General features: G+C 57.6%; 17 protein-coding genes. 8 read left to right on the top strand and 9 right to left on the bottom strand.

Annotated elements, in window-relative coordinates; translation table 11 throughout:
- Positions 1-94 precede the first annotated feature (94 nt).
- Both ASU33_RS11495 and ASU33_RS11490 read right to left on the bottom strand, forming a co-directional pair.
- Complete coding sequence (locus ASU33_RS11495; RefSeq protein ID WP_059070992.1) at positions 95-469, bottom strand: hypothetical protein; 375 nt, start codon at positions 467-469, stop codon at positions 95-97.
- Between the two features lie 229 nt (positions 470-698).
- Positions 699-1,139 (bottom strand): nuclear transport factor 2 family protein, encoded by a 441-nt coding sequence (locus ASU33_RS11490; protein WP_059070991.1) that lies wholly within the window; start codon positions 1,137-1,139, stop codon positions 699-701.
- A gap of 138 nt (positions 1,140-1,277) precedes the next feature.
- Here ASU33_RS11490 and dgt point away from each other — a divergent pair, with 138 nt between their 5' ends.
- The 5 genes from dgt (at position 1,278) to ASU33_RS11465 (ending at position 6,760) form a co-directional block, all read left to right on the top strand.
- Positions 1,278-2,681: a dGTP triphosphohydrolase gene (gene dgt, locus ASU33_RS11485; protein WP_059070990.1), complete on the top strand. Its 1,404-nt coding sequence runs from the start codon at positions 1,278-1,280 to the stop codon at positions 2,679-2,681.
- Positions 2,682-3,004: 323 nt separating this feature from the next.
- The gene (gene hemL / locus ASU33_RS11480; protein ID WP_059070989.1) at positions 3,005-4,318 is read left to right on the top strand and encodes a glutamate-1-semialdehyde 2,1-aminomutase; all 1,314 of its coding nucleotides are present in this window, start codon (positions 3,005-3,007) and stop codon (positions 4,316-4,318) included.
- A gap of 230 nt (positions 4,319-4,548) precedes the next feature.
- Complete coding sequence (locus tag ASU33_RS11475; RefSeq protein ID WP_059070988.1) at positions 4,549-5,451, top strand: hypothetical protein; 903 nt, start codon at positions 4,549-4,551, stop codon at positions 5,449-5,451.
- An 88-nt stretch (positions 5,452-5,539) separates the two neighbouring features.
- The gene (gene dcd, locus ASU33_RS11470) at positions 5,540-6,076 is read left to right on the top strand and encodes a dCTP deaminase (protein WP_059070987.1); all 537 of its coding nucleotides are present in this window, start codon (positions 5,540-5,542) and stop codon (positions 6,074-6,076) included.
- A gap of 186 nt (positions 6,077-6,262) precedes the next feature.
- Positions 6,263-6,760: a DUF4890 domain-containing protein gene (locus ASU33_RS11465; protein WP_149867172.1), complete on the top strand. Its 498-nt coding sequence runs from the start codon at positions 6,263-6,265 to the stop codon at positions 6,758-6,760.
- A 78-nt stretch (positions 6,761-6,838) separates the two neighbouring features.
- Here the strand turns inward: ASU33_RS11465 and gldC are convergent, their stop codons facing one another.
- Both gldC and dnaN read right to left on the bottom strand, forming a co-directional pair.
- Positions 6,839-7,177, bottom strand: a complete 339-nt coding sequence (gldC, locus tag ASU33_RS11460) for a gliding motility protein GldC (protein WP_059070985.1) — start codon at positions 7,175-7,177, stop codon at positions 6,839-6,841.
- Between the two features lie 176 nt (positions 7,178-7,353).
- Positions 7,354-8,478: a DNA polymerase III subunit beta gene (gene dnaN / locus ASU33_RS11455; protein ID WP_059070984.1), complete on the bottom strand. Its 1,125-nt coding sequence runs from the start codon at positions 8,476-8,478 to the stop codon at positions 7,354-7,356.
- A 372-nt stretch (positions 8,479-8,850) separates the two neighbouring features.
- On the opposite strand from dnaN, the gene ASU33_RS11450 reads away from it, so the two are divergent.
- Positions 8,851-9,294 carry a BLUF domain-containing protein gene (locus ASU33_RS11450; RefSeq protein WP_078063071.1) on the top strand — a complete coding sequence of 148 codons (444 nt, stop codon included), beginning with the start codon at positions 8,851-8,853 and terminating at the stop codon, positions 9,292-9,294.
- Between the two features lie 216 nt (positions 9,295-9,510).
- On the top strand, positions 9,511-9,774 hold the full coding sequence (locus ASU33_RS11445) for a hypothetical protein (protein WP_059070982.1): 264 nt from the start codon (positions 9,511-9,513) through the stop codon (positions 9,772-9,774).
- A 5-nt stretch (positions 9,775-9,779) separates the two neighbouring features.
- Here ASU33_RS11445 and gldG read toward each other — a convergent pair whose 3' ends face one another.
- From gldG to ASU33_RS11420, 5 genes are all read right to left on the bottom strand, one after another.
- Positions 9,780-11,522, bottom strand: a complete 1,743-nt coding sequence (gene gldG / locus ASU33_RS11440) for a gliding motility-associated ABC transporter substrate-binding protein GldG (RefSeq protein ID WP_059070981.1) — start codon at positions 11,520-11,522, stop codon at positions 9,780-9,782.
- Positions 11,523-11,542: 20 nt separating this feature from the next.
- The gene (gene gldF / locus ASU33_RS11435; protein ID WP_059070980.1) at positions 11,543-12,268 is read right to left on the bottom strand and encodes a gliding motility-associated ABC transporter permease subunit GldF; all 726 of its coding nucleotides are present in this window, start codon (positions 12,266-12,268) and stop codon (positions 11,543-11,545) included.
- 154 nt (positions 12,269-12,422) lie between these two features.
- The gene (gldA, locus tag ASU33_RS11430; RefSeq protein WP_059070979.1) at positions 12,423-13,349 is read right to left on the bottom strand and encodes a gliding motility-associated ABC transporter ATP-binding subunit GldA; all 927 of its coding nucleotides are present in this window, start codon (positions 13,347-13,349) and stop codon (positions 12,423-12,425) included.
- Between the two features lie 56 nt (positions 13,350-13,405).
- A complete protein-coding gene (locus tag ASU33_RS11425; protein ID WP_059070978.1) occupies positions 13,406-13,603 on the bottom strand; it encodes a hypothetical protein in 198 nt (65 codons plus the stop codon).
- A gap of 6 nt (positions 13,604-13,609) precedes the next feature.
- A complete protein-coding gene (locus ASU33_RS11420; RefSeq protein ID WP_059070977.1) occupies positions 13,610-14,308 on the bottom strand; it encodes an SDR family oxidoreductase in 699 nt (232 codons plus the stop codon).
- 19 nt (positions 14,309-14,327) lie between these two features.
- Here ASU33_RS11420 and ASU33_RS11415 point away from each other — a divergent pair, with 19 nt between their 5' ends.
- Complete coding sequence (locus tag ASU33_RS11415; RefSeq protein ID WP_286130556.1) at positions 14,328-15,116, top strand: GIN domain-containing protein; 789 nt, start codon at positions 14,328-14,330, stop codon at positions 15,114-15,116.
- Positions 15,117-15,188: the final 72 nt, after the last annotated feature.

Below are 15,188 nucleotides of genomic sequence, written 5' to 3'. Positions count from 1 at the left end.
TTGCCTCTGCCCATTGATAGCGCAGTAACAGGTACCAGAGCGTGATTGCTGCAGCTATGTTAACACCAAAAAACCAGCCATCCTCATTCACCAATCAAAACTTAAACTTGACCTCGTAGAGGGCATCAAGGGTCAGGCTTACCTTGCCTTGGGAAGCTAAACCAAAGATGGCTAGCATCCCGTTGCTGAGTACATACTTCAGCCCTTCGTACTCGATTGCCGGTAGCTGCATAATGGCTACAACGCCCATCAATGTTGGGTCTTGCCGCTTCTGGTAAATACCAAAAGAGGCAATCGAGAGCATGAAGAAAATTGTCGCGTATATGCCACCACCAATCTTTAAAGATGATTGGCCTAGCTCAGGGAGATTAGACGCGAGAATAATCAGGCCTACAATGCCACCTATTAAATTGTAGTAGCTCAAGGACTTCAGGAATTTGTTATGTAGCGCAGTATCAATGGGAAGCATAAGATTTGATAGCACAGGTGCAGTCCGCTATTGCGGTACAGCAATGGTTGTAAAAATACTTTTATAAACTACCGTTCTAGAAATTGCAGTAAGTCAGGCGCGGCCGCATTTGCCCGCTGCTGCAGTTTAAGGAGCGAGTCGCTTCAGTGGGTTGATTGGTTCCGCTACCTGTTGTTACAAGTGCGTTTATGTCAACCGATAAATACAACAGCACTTACTCCTCACAAACTCAATCCGGCTGGTACTGCTCCGGCAACGTGCGCTCCGGCGTTTGGTCGTTCCAGGCAATGGAGCTTACCTGCCATCGGCCATCGGCGTGCACAAACTGAATGCTGTTGATGCCCACAATATCGGGCTCCACGGAGCCGGGTGTAAACCGCGCCTCGTAGGTGCTAAACCGGTGGGCCACCTTGCCGAACACTTCGGTGGTGTGCTTTACTTCGGTTTCTTCGAAGGCCGTGAATTTTCCTGCGTTTAAGTTAGCCTCGATGCTGTTAATAAAGGCATCGAGCGTGAGCAGCTGTGGCTGCGTGCCGTTGGCATTTATCAGGTGAGCCTGGGGCAGAAATATGCGCCGCATGAGGCGGAAATTGGGCCGCTTGCCGGGGCCAAAACTGATGCAGTCGTACAGATCGTGCACCACGGCGTTGAGTTCGGTGAGCAGCAGCATAACCGGGCGGAGTTTAGCGGTAAAGCACAGGAAACAGGCAGGCCGAGCTAGGCTCAGCCGGGTACTGCGCTCCGTGTACGCACAACTGCCCGCCTAGGTGCTTTGTGCTTGCTTGCAGCCTTCTATCTTGGGGGCTGCATGAAGCTCGCCTCCTCTACTACCGCCTCCATGACTTGGGAGCGGCTGCTCTCGCGCCGCCGTTACCCCGAGCAGCCGCAACTGCACGTTGTGTCCGACGCCGCTCCCGTGCGCGGCGCCTTCGTGGCCGATTACGACCGCGTGGTGTTCAGCTCGGCGTTCCGCCGCCTGCAGCGCAAAACGCAGGTGATGCCCCTGCCCGAAACCGACTTCGTGCACACGCGCCTCACGCACTCGCTCGAAACCGCCTGCGTGGGCCGCTCTCTAGGTAGAATGAGCGGCCGCCTGCTGATGGAGCAAGACGATGAGCTGGCCCAGCAACTCCCCTACTTCGATGCCGATTGCGGCGATATTGTGGCCGCCGCCTGCCTCGCCCACGACATCGGCAACCCACCCTTTGGCCACTCCGGCGAAGACGCCATTTCCAGCTACTTCCGCTCGCCTGCGGCCGAGCCGTTTGTGCGCGTACTCAGCCCCGCCCAACGCGCCGACTTGCAAAACTTCGAGGGCAACGCGGCTGGTTTTCGGGTGCTTACCCATACCTACGCGGCGCACAGCACCGGTTCGGCTGGGTTGGGCCTTACCTACGCTGTACTGGGCGCTTTCACCAAGTACCCGCGCCCCTCGGTGGTTGAGGACCACGACAAAACCGGCGGTGCCAGCGAGAAAAAGTACGGCCACTTCCAAACCGAAGCCGAGCGTTTCCGGCACGTAGCCCACGACCTAGGCTTGCTGCCCAAATCCGACGAGTCGGGATTCTACCACCGCCACCCTCTGGCTTTTCTGGTAGAAGCCGCCGACGACCTCTGCTACCGCATCATCGATTTTGAAGACGGCCTGAAGCTGGGCCTGATTCCGCACCAGGAAGGCTTGGAGCTGCTCCGCGACATGCTCGCCGACGCCCCCGCACGCCCGCGCAGCGTGGAATGGCGCGACTGGCGCGAAGAACTAGGCTACGTACGCGCACGCCTCATCGGCAAGCTGGTAGCCGAAGCGGCTCAGCTGTTTGCCCAGCACGCCCCCGCCATGCTACGCGGCGAGTACGATTCGAGCCTGATTAAAGAGCTGGGCTGCTGGCACGAGCTGCAGCAAGTAGCACTGTTATCGGTGGAGCGCCTGTATCGCAGCCGCCCCGTGCTGCAAATCGAGGCCGCCGGTTTCGAGGTGCTCGGCGGCTTACTAGATGCCTTTCTGCACAGCATCTTCGACCCGGCTGCCAGCCCTAGGTCGCGCAAGCTCCTCGACTTGATACCACCGCAGTTTCGGGCTGTGGGTCCGCAGCTGGGCTTATCCGCCTACGAGCAAATCATCCTGCTCACCGACTACGTGGGCTCCCTCACCGACCAGAACGCGCTTAGCATCTACCGCACTATAAAGGGCATCGATTTGCCGAAAGGGTTTTAACCAAAGCAGCCGTTCCCTTAGCTGTCATTGCGAGCAAAGCGAAGCAATCGGTCCCGTCTGAGCCTCGGCTCTTCAGCCAGCACCAAGCGTAAACGACCTAGGGCGTAGTCGAACGATGTAGCGCGGACTCTGCAAGTCCGCGTACAGGTTTTCGTTTAGCGCTGGGTGAAAGGTCGTACCCTGCCCAGGACCGATTGCTTCGCTTTGCTCGCAATGACAGCTAAGGGAACGGCTGCTCTATTTGCCCTTAATAAAGTTACCTACCGTATACCTTTGCCTGCACTTCGGCGGGACAAACCGCGCCCGTACGTTGTTACCTACTTATGCAGCAAGCAACCGACCTTAACCTCGCTACCAGCGACCAGCTTTTCACCCGCGCTAAAGACCTGATTCCGGGCGGCGTCAACTCGCCCGTGCGCGCTTTCCGCGCCGTGGGTGGCCACCCCGTGTTCATGAAATCAGCCGAGGGCGCGTGGCTGACCGATGTAGACGGCAACCGCTACCTTGATTTCATCAACTCGTGGGGCCCTATGATTTTGGGCCACGCGCCGCAGATCGTGCTGGAAGCTGTGCAGCGTGCTTTGCCCGATTCGTTGTCGTTTGGTGCACCTACGCGCCGCGAGGTTGAAATGGCCGAGCTGATTTGCGAGATGGTGCCCAGCGTAGAGAAAGTGCGTTTGGTAAATTCCGGCACCGAGGCCACTATGTCGGCCATTCGGGTAGCCCGCGGCTACACCGGCCGCGACAAAATCCTGAAGTTTGAAGGCTGCTACCACGGCCACGGCGACTCGTTCTTGATTTCGGCTGGCTCGGGCGCCCTCACCTTGGGTACGCCCGATTCGCCCGGCGTAACCGAGAGCGTTGCCAAAGACACCCTTACGGTGCCCTACAACGACCTAGGCGCCGTGGAGCAGGCCATTGCTGTCAACCCCAACCAAATTGCCGCCATCATTCTGGAGCCGGTAGTAGGCAACATTGGTTTGGTGCCGCCCGCCGAAGGTTACCTGCAAGGCCTGCGCGAGCTGTGCACCAAGCACGGCATCGTGTTCATTTTCGATGAAGTGATGACGGGCTTCCGCCTAGCCCGCGGCGGCGCCCAGGAGCTGTTCGGCATTCAGCCCGACATGACGACCCTAGGTAAGATCATCGGCGGTGGCATGCCGGTGGGTGCCTACGGCGGCCGTGCCGAGATTATGGACAACGTAGCTCCGGCCGGCAAGGTGTACCAGGCAGGTACGCTCTCGGGCAACCCCATTGCCACGGCCGCCGGCATGGCGCAGCTGCGCTACCTCAACGAGCACCCCGAGGTGTACGAGCAACTGGAGCGCACTAGTGCCCGCCTCGCCGAGGGCACCTACGAAATTGCCGCCGAGTTGGGCCTTAACTACACCGTAAACCGCGTGGGCTCGATGTGGAGCGTATTCTTCACGCAGCAGCCCGTAACTGATTTGGCTTCGGCTAAAACCTCCGATTTGGAGGCATTCGGCCGCTACTTCCGGGCCATGCTCAACCGCGGCGTGTACCTGGCCCCTTCGCAGTTCGAGGCCCTGTTTGTGAGCACCGCCGTTACCGACGACCTCGTTGACTTTTATCTAAGCGCCTGCCGCGAATCGATGCGCGAAGCACACGGCCTGTAAGCAAGCCCACCAACCTTGTCATCCTGACGAAGGAGGGCCTTATTACATGAGGTAGTGAAAACTATCCCATGTAATAAGGCCCTCCTTCGTCAGGATGACGGCTTTACGCACCTAGGGCGTCAGGCTCACCAGCATTGAATTTCTCCCGCGCCGGCAAGGAATCAAATAAAGCACTGCATCAATAGGCTCAGCAGTTTACCTTTGCCCGGAAAACTGTTTGCCTGTTGCCCATGCCTTACCGTTACTGTTTTGGGTTTTGGAGCTTGCTGCTTGTGCTGCTGGTTGTGCCGATGGGGTTGCGTGCCCAATCCGAGAACACCGCTGCGCAAAACAAGCAACTCTTCGACCGCGCCGTAGACGAAATCAACTTCCGCACGATGGAAACCGTCTACGACAAGTCCTTTACGCGCCGCAAGTACCCAGTCAATCTGCGCACGGCCAAGGCCCGCAAGGAGTTCGACGACTACGCCGGCCGCGAAGACCTGAAAACGCTGTTCCGCAACTACAACAGCGTAGCCGAGCGGTACAAGCAGCGTTTTGGCAAAGGCCGCACCGATTTGGCTGAGTTCGAGAAGCAGCTTAACAGCGTGCTGGTCGACCGCAACTTTGAGTTCTTCATCCGGGTGTTGCCGCGCGACGAGCGCGTGGCGCTCATCCATTCGCTGCAGCGCTACATCAAGCAGGCCAGCGCTCAGTTCAACGCCTCGCAAGACCCCGCTCCGGAGGAACTTATGGCCGATGCGGCCAATGTGCCCCCGGCCGATGTAGATGCCCAGGCTGAAGAGTCCGTTGCTAAACCCCTTGAGGACCCGCAGCCCAACCCCGATGCCGTAGCGGAAGAGAGCCTGAGCAACCCAATGATCAGCCGCCCCGCACGCACCTTCGGCGAGAACACTGTTAAGCCGGCCCACGACTGGGTTGATTACACCACCCTGTTGTGCTCGGTATTTTCGCTGGCGCTGATGCTTTACCTCACCATGTCGGTAATCCCTGGCATGCGGGCTCAGATCAATGCCCTCACAACCGAGCCCGACTACGAGGAAGAAGCCGCTGAGGAACCCGCGGAGGCTGCCCCGAAACGCCGCACCGCCATGGTGCTGCCCACCGACCGTTACGAAGACGACGAAGCCTAGGTGCTTCGCCACACCCTGAAGCCAGGGGCCGAAGCAATGCTTGTATCAATGTAGCTTCTGCCCTTTCGGATTCAATACCTCTCCCCCAATGATTCTTACCGACGAGCAAATCCTAGCCGAGATGGAGCGCGGCACCATCGTAATCGAACCCTTCGACCGCGCTTGCCTGGGCACCAACTCCTACGATGTGCACCTAGGCCGTTACCTGGCTACCTACCGCGACCATGTGCTTGATGCGCGCAAGCACAATCAGATTGATGTGTTTGAAATTCCGGAGGAAGGCTTTGTGCTCACGCCCGAAACCTTGTACCTGGGCGTAACCGAGGAGTACACCGAGACGCACGCACACGTGCCTTTCCTGGAAGGCAAAAGCTCGGTAGGCCGCCTGGGTATCGATATCCACGCCACCGCTGGCAAGGGCGACGTGGGCTTCTCCAACACCTGGACGCTCGAAATCAGCGTAACGCAGCCCGTGCGCATTTACCGCGGTATGCCCATTGGCCAGCTTATCTACTTTGCGGTCGAAGGAGCCATCCAAAACTACTACAACCGCAAGCCCAATGCTAAGTACAACGCCCGCACCGACAAACCCGTGGAGTCGATGATGTGGATGAACAAGTTCTAATTAAGTACTTGACCGTCAACCGGCTGGCGTTTTGCACGTATGTAGCAGAAGCCAGCCGGTTTGGTTTTTACTAGTTTGCCGGTGAAAGCCGAACTGCCTGGCACACTTTTTCGTTAGGAAGAAGCGTAGGTTGCTTCGGCGGCCCAACCATTGTTTCAGCGGCTTAGGCCCTCAACGATACTTGCCATGACTACCATAAAGATGATTGCTACGGCTGTGCTGGCATCGGGTATGGCACTCGGTGCGCAAGCACAGCAACCATCGGCTAAAAAGAACCCCGTTGTGCAGCAACGCGCCGAGCGTCTTTCCGACCAGATGGCCCGCGAGCTGCGTCTGAACAATTACCAAACCACCAAGCTCCGCGCCATCAATCAGGATAAAGTTGCCAAGATGGCCGCCATTGAAACGCGGTATGCTGGCAACAACAAACTGATTGATGAGCAATGCCAGGGCGTGTGCCGCGAGCGTGACCAAGAGTTGCGCGCCGTATTAACTACCGATCAGTACAGCGACTATTACGGCCGCCGCCCCATGTACTACAAATACGACAAGGACTACGCTGCTCAGGCCACCGACATCATGCTCGTAAAAGCCGTGCAGAACCCGCTTCCGGCTAGCGCCAAAGGTGCTACCATTACGCAGACCAAAGACAACAACAAGCCTACCTCGGGTGGTGGGCGCTAGTTGATGCCGATACAAAGAAAAAGCCCGCTTAGCAGCTGCTAAGCGGGCTTTTTCTTTGCGTGTTGCTAGGCTGAGAGCCTATTTCTGGTTGCGCTCTTCCTGCTCTACGTGCTGGGCCATTTCCTTACCTAGGGCCCGCAGTTTGGCGCCCATGTATTCGTCGTTGGTAGCGGCCACAATGCTTTCGGCCAAAGAGCCAATCATGTCCACGTAGAAGCGCTTCATCTCGTTCACAGGCATCTCCTTGGTCCAAAGGTCAATCTTCATGGTACCAAGTTGCTCCCGGTCCCAGATGCTGATATTCATGGCCTTGGCAAAATTGATATCGGCGCCGGCATCGGTAGCACTCCAGCTAATGGCTTCCGGAATGTTCTGGTCGTCAAGCGCAATGCTGAAGCGGATTTCGGATTTCTTCATGGTAAAAAGACGGTTGAAAGTCGTCTGGTAAGTGGCGGGTAAAAAAGGCTGTCATCCTGAGCCCCAGCGAAGGACCTTATCACGTCTGAACGACCTAGGACCGGATGGATACAATCCGACGTGAGAGGGGCCTTCGGCTAACGCCTCAGGATGACAGAGGTAGTACTTGCGTGCGGTTACACGTAGTTGTTGAGCATCACCGGCATTACCAGCATCAGGATGTTCTCGTTGTCGTCGGCCAGGGTCGGCATTAGCAAACCAGCACGGTTCGGGGTGCTCAGCTCGAGGGTAATTTCCTCCGAGTCGATGTTCGAGAGCATCTCAATCAGGAAACGCGCGTTGAAGCCGATTTCCATATCCTCACCGTCGTACTGGCAAGGCAGCTTTTCGTTGGCTTCGTTAGAGAAGTCGAGGTCTTCGGCCGAAACCGTCATTTCCGAACCGGCCAAGCGCAGGCGTACCTGGTGCGTGGTTTTGTTCGAGTAAATGGCGATACGCTTAACCGAGTTCAGGAACTGGGCGCGGTCGATAATTAGCTTGTTCGGGTTCGAAACCGGAATAACATTTTCGTAGTCGGGATACCGCTCGTCGATGAGGCGGCACACGAGGCGCATTTGGTTGAACGAGAAGAACGCATTCGACTGGTTGAACTCCATGCGCGCCGTTGTTGCTTCGGAGGGCAACGCACCCTTCAGCAGATTAAAGGCTTTGCGCGGGATGATGAGGTTGGCCGTTTGGCCGGGGTTCACATCCTGGCGGCGGTAGCGCAGCAAGCGGTGGCCATCGGTAGCCACAAAGGTTACTTGCCCATCGGCCAGCTGCACCAAAATGCCCGTCATGGCGGGGCGCAGCTCGTCGGTGCTTACCGCGAAAATGGTTTTGTTGATGGCCCGCTGCAGTGCCTGCGACGGAATCTCAACCGGAGCCGAACCCTTCACTACGGGTACTCGCGGAAAATCCGTAGCGTTTTCGCCCGCGAGCTTGTAGCGACCGTTGGCCGAGGCAATTTCGATACCGTAGGTTTCCTCGTCGATGGTGAAGGTAACCGGCTGATCGGGCAGGTTCTTCAGAGTGTCGAGCAGGATGCGCGCCGGCGCAGCAATGCGGCCGCTTTCGCGGGCTTCTACCGGCAACTCGGTAATCATGCTCGTCTCCAAATCGGAGGCGGTAATCGTCAGCTTCCCGTTCTCAATTTCAAACAGAAAGTTCTCTAGGATGGGCACCACGGGATTGTTCGTGACGACACCATTGATGCTCTGGAGCTGCTTTAGCAACGCCGAAGACGAGACGATGAACTTCATACGGGGGTTTGGGAAGGGTTCTGACTGTAGAGAGCAAAGATAGGAAGCTGGCGGGGAGTTTTCAGAAAGTAAAAACACGCTCCGCAATCGTTTTTGCTGGCATTGAAGCTGCCCAAGGGCTGCTGACGAGGCTTAATGTAGAACAACAAAACAAAAAAACCTCGACAATATGCTAACCATTACTGGTTTAGTTCGGTAGAAGGCCACAAAACATATAAAAATCAATATACAAGAGCACTTGCTGCACACTGCTTGCCTTGCGAATAGCTGAAAAGCGCAGCAATTTGATGTTATTGTTAGGCCACACCACTTCACTGCACTAAGCTGCTACACCTCGGCTTATCAATGACCTCCTAAGCCTTTTTTCATCACATGAGCGAGCCTACTCTTCACCATTTAGTGTACCAAAGCTCCGCTACCAACGAGTTCAGCGAGCAGGAGCTGCAGGCATTACTCATGCAGTCGCGCGCCTGGAATGCGGCGCATGGCCTCACGGGCGTGCTGCTCTACAGTGGTGGCAACATTTTGCAAGTACTCGAAGGCACCGAGGAAGAAGTTGCGTACATCTTCGGCCGGATCAGCCGCGATGCCCGCCACCATAACGTAACACGCCTGGCCGATGGCCCCATTACCGAGCGTAGCTTCACGGAATGGTCGATGGGGTATGTGCCCGTAAACGCCGACGACTTAGCCAACCTTACTGGCTACTTCAACCCCAAGGGCAAGCATCCCTTAGCCGTTGTGGCCGATCATGAGGGACCTTCGCTGCACGAATTGCTCACCTCGTTTGTGGTTTGCGACACGGTGCGGCTGTAGCGGCATGAGCCTTGATTGATACCGTTCCGTACCAACGTATTTAGGTGCATTTCTGAGCACCATTTACGTGGAGTGCCCTAGGTGCGAAGGCAAGCCATCATCGAATCCGAAGCACAAAACCGCAGCTTCACGCGCCTTGCACGTAGGCTGAGCTAGGCGTCGAGCAGCAAGGCCAGTGTTTCGTACACCTAGCCGGTCAAGCAGCGAATTTCGGGTATGCTGATAGGCGCGCCGGTAGATCCGTTTTTCAGGCTACCGCTTTGGCTGCGTACCGCAATAGTTGAGAACGTGCTGTTTGCCTACAACTACGAGCACCTGCAGTTCTTGGAAGACTTCATCGGCGCGAAGCTGCGCAGCCGTGGCTCAACGAAGTACGGCTGGGCCAACCAAAGCTTTGAGAGTCGCCTGCTTACTTGGATGACCAGCGCCCGCAACCGCGCAAAGTTCTTAAAGGCAATTGCCAATCTGAAAGCCAAGTAGCAGACCTATTCGCTCGCAAACGATGCGTAATTGCGCTTGCGCAACCAAGCACGCACCAACCCAAAGCCAGCCAGCAGCGCCAATGGGGCGCCTAGGTTCAGCAGTTGCCATTTGCTCTTCTCTGAGTTCACTTTCACCTTATCGAGCGGGCGCAGCGTGATTTCCTTGCCGCGCACCGAAATCAGACCGGTTTCATCGAGCAGGTAGTCCACGGCGTTCTGCACCAGTTCGCGGTTGGCAAAGCGGGTGGTAGCCAGGCGGTCGAAGCCCAAGGGTACGGGGCGGCCGGTTTTGGGGTCCACATCGTTGCGCACCAAATCCCCGTCCGACACGAGCATAATTTTGCTCGGCTTGGCTTGTGGGCTTTGCACCGGCACAAATTGCGTGGTCCCGGGCTTGGCGCGGTTGGCAAACAACGAGCGGAACTGGCCTTCGAGCAGGTAGCCTACGGGCTTGGGGCCGCTAGTGTAGAGCTTTGGGTCGGGGGGCAGGCGGGCGTCGTTCAGGTTGATGGGCACGGGCGCGGGCAGCACGCGGGTGTAGCGCGAGGTGTACATCAGCGGCGTTTTGCGAATGCCCTTGGCCTTCACCGTATCGATGGTGCTGACAAACTTCAGGTACACCGCATCGAGGTTGCGCACGATGGGGTGCGGGCTGTAGCCGTTGACAATCGGGTAAAACTGCCACGGCATGGGTTCTACGTTGGGCTTGTTGCCCGTCATGCCCGTTACCAGCGGAATCAGCCCCGAGTTGATGTCCAGAATCAAGTCGCCGTTAACGCGGGCGCCGTACGTGAACAGCAGGTCGGTCAGGTTCAGATCGAGCGGGAACGAGAGCATGCCGCCGCGGTTGGCGCTGTCGAGGTTCACGCGCATGGCATCTACGAAGAACAAGGCCCGGCCGCCTTCGGTGATGAACTTATCGAGCTTGTATTTCTCGGGCTCGGTGTAAGCGCGCTCGGGCTTGGCCACAATCACCGCTGACAAGGACTTCATGTTCTGCTCGGTTACCTTGTTCAGGTCGATGCGGTACACGTTGTGGTCACGCTGCAACGTGGCAATCAGGTCGTAGAGTTGCGCGTTGTCGGGCTCGCCGTGGCCTTCCACAATGCCAATGAGCTTGCGCTGGCCCGGCTCCAGGCGGCGTATGGCACTGGCTAGCTCATACTCCAAGCCTTCGATGCTTTGGTTAAGGCGCACATCGGGCGGGGCGGCTTGGTTGCCGCGCAGTAGCAGCACGTTTTCTTCGCGGCTGCCTACCGTTACGGTAGCCCACGGGAAGATGATCTTCTCGACGCGCTTGCCGTTTTCGTTGGCCCCTAGGTTGGTTGGGTTCAGCCCTTTCTGAATGAGGCGCTGGTACTCCTTCTGGCGGTCGGCTTCGGAGGTTGCGGCCGAAGGGTCGACGAATACGTAGCGCAGCTTGGTGCCGGCGTGCACCTGCATTTCGTCGAGGGTTTCGCGCGTGGCTTGCGACAGGCGCCGAAACGCGGGCGGGAAGTCGCCGGCCAGGTACACCGTAACGGTTACGGGCTCGGGCATTTGCTCCAGCAGCTGCTCCGTTGCCGGCGACATGCTGTAGCGTTTGTCCTCGGTAAGGTCGAGGCGGAAAAAGAATTGCTGCCCGATAAAGTTGAGCAGTACCAGACCTAGGAGAACCAGGCCGAAGCGCAGCAAATCGCGCTGCTTGCGCGAGGCCGGAGCAGCTGCGGTAACGGGTGCGGGCGTGGCGGCGGGAGTCGTTTCCATGCGTCAGAGGGTCCGGCAGGTTACCAGTTACGGCTTTGGAGTACGAGGCGAGTAGCCAGCAACATGCCCGCTACCACCGATAGGAAATACAGCACGTCGCGCGAGTCGACGAGGCCTTTGCTCAAGTCGCGGTAGTGTGCGGCAATGCCCAACTGGCCGATGTAGTAAGCTGTGGAGCCTTCGAACAACGAGGCCAGCGAATCGAAGCCCGAGTACACCAGAAAGCACCCTACCACGGCCACCAAAAAGGCAATGATTTGGTCGCGCGTGAGGGCCGAAGCCAACACGCCAATAGCCGCAAAAATGGCCGCGAGCAGCGCCAAGCCAATTAACGAGCCAGCAAACGCCGCCGAATCGATGTTGCCTACCGGCGAACCGAGCTGGTATACCGAGTAGTAGTAGAGCAGCGTGGGCACCAGGGCCAGCAACGCCAGCAGCAGGCAAGCCAGGTACTTCCCTCCTACCAATTGCCCATCGGTAAGCGGGCGGGTAAGCAGCAGCTCAATGGTGCCGGCCTTCTTCTCTTCGGCAAACGTGCGCATGGTAATGGCCGGAATCAGGAACAGAAAGATCCAGGGGGCCAGGTTGAACAACGTTTGCAGATCGGCAAAGCCATAGTCGAGTACGGAGCTATCGGGGAATACCCACACGAACAAGCCTGTGGCCACCAGAAAAACGCCCAGCACCACGTAGGCTACCGGCGAGTTGAGGAAGGCGTTGAATTCTTTGCGAAGGACGGCGAACATGAACCGCTGTTTAGCACTGATAAGGAGGGACTTGGCTGATGCCAAATAGCATCAGGTCGTCATGCTGAGCTTGCCGAAGCATCTCTACCGCTTCGCCGGATACCAACTTAAACGAAGCCGGTAGAGATGCTTCGGCAAGCTCAGCATGACGTTCTCACTTTTCTGATTTGGTGGAGGTAGTTAGCTGCTGGAACACCTGCTCCAACGACTGCTCTTCTTGCCGCAGACCTAGGAGCAACCACCCTTGTTGGGCCGCCAGTTGCGAAATGGCGCGGCGGTGGTCGCCTTTGCCATCGGTGCGGATAACCCATACACCACCCGCCGCTTGCTCCACGGCTTTGATGCCCGGTAGCTGCCGAAGCGGCGTTGGGTCAATAGCACCTTCGAACTCGGCACGGATAATGGTTTCACCTTTAGCCAGAGCTCCTAGGTCGCGCACCGGCGAATCGGCCACGAGCTGTCCGCGGCTGATGATGACCACCCGGTCGCAGAGGGCTTGTACCTCGGGTAAAATGTGCGTGCTGAAAATGACGGTTTTGTCCTGCCCTAGCTCGCGAATAAGCTGCCGGATTTCGCCAATCTGGTTGGGGTCGAGGCCGGTGGTGGGCTCATCGAGAATAAGCACCTGCGGGTCGTGTACCAGCGCCTGGGCCAACCCTACGCGCTGCCGGTAGCCTTTGGAAAGGGCACCGATTTGCTTGTTCTGCTCGCGCGTGAGGCCTACGCGGGCCACCAGCTCTTTCACCCGTTCGCGCAGCGCACCACCCGATAAGCCGTGCACCCGCCCGATAAAATCGAGGTACTCGTGCACGTACATATCGAGGTAGAGCGGGTTGTGCTCGGGCAAGTACCCCACGCGGCGGCGCACCTCCAGCGGGTGCTGCGCCACATCGAAATCGGCAATGCGCACCGTGCCTGCGCTGGGCGGCAGGTAACCGGTGGCAATTTTCATGGTGGTGCTTTTGCCGGCGCCGTTGGGGCCCAGGAAACCTAGGATTTCGCCCCGGCCGGCCGAAAAGCTGATGTCGTTGACGGCGGCCTGGGTACCAAAAAGCTTGGTCAAATGTTGGATTTCAACCATAGGAAGGGCGAAAGTACTGCGTTAGTTGCTCATTGCTGCACTGGGCACCTAGCGAGTTAGCGCCGGTGCAAGGAAGCCTCCCCTATCCACGACGCCACCAGCGGCACTATCACCCACAAGCCCAGCAGCACGAGCCATGCCGCCGCAAGCAGCACAAACAGCGCCTGCACCCGCCTTCGTTCCGGCAAAGCCCGGCGCCACTGGCGCAGGTTGTACCACAGCAGCACCCACGATAAAGCCCAGATCCAGAGCATCGTGCATTAGCCTTTTTTCGGCTGCAAGGGCCGCATTTCCATATCCACGATGTGGAAGTTGAACGGCGTTTCGATAGCGTACACAATGGCACCGGCAATGTCTTCGGGTTGCATCATCGAGGGGTTGGCGGTGGTGCCAGGGATGTCGTCGAAGAAGTTGGTTTGAGTAGAGCCGGGATAGAGGCAAGTAACCTTAATGCCATCCTGGCGCACCTCCTTAAACAGCGAGTGCGAAAAGCCGCGCACCGCGTATTTGGTGGCGCAGTAGCCCGCCATCATCTCGATGCCGTTGAGGCCAGCTATGGACGAAATATTGATGATGTGGCCCAACTGCTGCTTGCGCATTTGCGGCAACACGGCTTTGGTGCAGTAAAACATGCCGTGCACGTTGGTATCGAACATGGTGTGCCAATCCTCCGACCGAAAGCCATCGACTGCACCTACTATACCCAGACCAGCATTGTTCACGAGTACCGTTACCTGCTGCCCTAGCTCGCGCTGCGTGTTGGTATACGCCTCCTGCACCGACAACTCGTTGCGCACATCGCACTCGAAAAACTGAAACCGCTCGTGCTTGAAGTTTTCCGGCGCGCGGCGGCCCCAGCCGGCTACTATGGCTCCGCGCTCAAGCAACAACTGCGCCGTGGCCAGGCCTATCCCTTTGCTGACGCCCGTGACAATGGCTACCTTGCCGTTCAGATCCATAGACTTCTGGTTGGAAAAAGTGTTGAGCTCGTTGGTAAAGGCCGCGCAAGATAAAGCACGGCCATGGGTAAGGGCATACGCAGCTAAGGCCCTGCTGTTGGGGGCGCCGTTGCTGCTCCTAGGTTGCCGCAAAGACCACGAAGGCGACTGTTTTAAAAGCAGCGGCTCCGTAAGCACCGAGCGGCGCGAGCTGCCCGCCTTTAACGTGCTGCGCCTCTACGACAACGTAGAAGTAACCGTGGTGCAGGATACCGAAACCTACGCAGAGGTGCGTACCGGCCGCAATCTGCAAGAAGACCTGGAGTTGAAAGTGCAGGATGGCACCCTCACCATCAGCAACACCAGCCGCTGCAACTGGGTACGCCGCTACGATGTACCCCACCAGGTAACACTGCACGTGCCACGCCTCACCGACGTGTTTCATGTGGGGGAGAAAACCATGCGCACCGAAGGTACCTTCCGGCAGGATACCCTCTTTCTGCACCTTTCCCGCGCCGGCGACCTAGAGTTCAACGTGGAGAGCAAGTACTTGTGGGTTGATCTGTACGAATTGGGCGACATGAAGCTTAGCGGCCACTCCACTGAGCTGATTGCCACCGTGGGCGACCTAGGGCGTCTGTTCGCCAAAGACCTTACCACCAAACGCGCCTCCGTGCATCTCGATAAGCTCAGCGACGGCGACGCTTACGTGCGTACTATTGATTTCCTAGGTGCGCAGGTAGCCGGTACGGGCACGTTGTATTACAGTGGCCCACCTGCGCAAAAGGATGTGAAGGTTACTGGCAAAGGCAAAGCCGTAGCGGAGTAGACTGCTACCGCGTCCCCACTTGTTTGTAACGCGCGGTATTTGCCCGAACGTCATGCTGAGCTCCGCCGAAGC

The sequence above is a fragment of the Solirubrum puertoriconensis genome, from assembly GCF_001483135.1.
GTDB lineage: Bacteria > Bacteroidota > Bacteroidia > Cytophagales > Hymenobacteraceae > Solirubrum > Solirubrum puertoriconensis.
Note: the sequence above shows the minus strand (reverse complement) of the source record. Positions and strands in the feature narration are given on the sequence as shown.

What these genes read in the sequence shown, in the direction of transcription:
- ASU33_RS11495 (WP_059070992.1), bottom strand. Translation starts at nt 469, where the DNA reads ATGCTTCCCATTGATACTGCGCTACATAACAAATTCCTGAAGTCCTTG.
- ASU33_RS11490 (WP_059070991.1), bottom strand. Translation starts at nt 1,139, where the DNA reads ATGCTGCTGCTCACCGAACTCAACGCCGTGGTGCACGATCTGTACGAC.
- dgt (WP_059070990.1), top strand. Translation starts at nt 1,278, where the DNA reads ATGAAGCTCGCCTCCTCTACTACCGCCTCCATGACTTGGGAGCGGCTG.
- hemL (WP_059070989.1), top strand. Translation starts at nt 3,005, where the DNA reads ATGCAGCAAGCAACCGACCTTAACCTCGCTACCAGCGACCAGCTTTTC.
- ASU33_RS11475 (WP_059070988.1), top strand. Translation starts at nt 4,549, where the DNA reads ATGCCTTACCGTTACTGTTTTGGGTTTTGGAGCTTGCTGCTTGTGCTG.
- dcd (WP_059070987.1), top strand. Translation starts at nt 5,540, where the DNA reads ATGATTCTTACCGACGAGCAAATCCTAGCCGAGATGGAGCGCGGCACC.
- ASU33_RS11465 (WP_149867172.1), top strand. Translation starts at nt 6,263, where the DNA reads ATGACTACCATAAAGATGATTGCTACGGCTGTGCTGGCATCGGGTATG.
- gldC (WP_059070985.1), bottom strand. Translation starts at nt 7,177, where the DNA reads ATGAAGAAATCCGAAATCCGCTTCAGCATTGCGCTTGACGACCAGAAC.
- dnaN (WP_059070984.1), bottom strand. Translation starts at nt 8,478, where the DNA reads ATGAAGTTCATCGTCTCGTCTTCGGCGTTGCTAAAGCAGCTCCAGAGC.
- ASU33_RS11450 (WP_078063071.1), top strand. Translation starts at nt 8,851, where the DNA reads ATGAGCGAGCCTACTCTTCACCATTTAGTGTACCAAAGCTCCGCTACC.
- ASU33_RS11445 (WP_059070982.1), top strand. Translation starts at nt 9,511, where the DNA reads ATGCTGATAGGCGCGCCGGTAGATCCGTTTTTCAGGCTACCGCTTTGG.
- gldG (WP_059070981.1), bottom strand. Translation starts at nt 11,522, where the DNA reads ATGGAAACGACTCCCGCCGCCACGCCCGCACCCGTTACCGCAGCTGCT.
- gldF (WP_059070980.1), bottom strand. Translation starts at nt 12,268, where the DNA reads ATGTTCGCCGTCCTTCGCAAAGAATTCAACGCCTTCCTCAACTCGCCG.
- gldA (WP_059070979.1), bottom strand. Translation starts at nt 13,349, where the DNA reads ATGGTTGAAATCCAACATTTGACCAAGCTTTTTGGTACCCAGGCCGCC.
- ASU33_RS11425 (WP_059070978.1), bottom strand. Translation starts at nt 13,603, where the DNA reads ATGCTCTGGATCTGGGCTTTATCGTGGGTGCTGCTGTGGTACAACCTG.
- ASU33_RS11420 (WP_059070977.1), bottom strand. Translation starts at nt 14,308, where the DNA reads ATGGATCTGAACGGCAAGGTAGCCATTGTCACGGGCGTCAGCAAAGGG.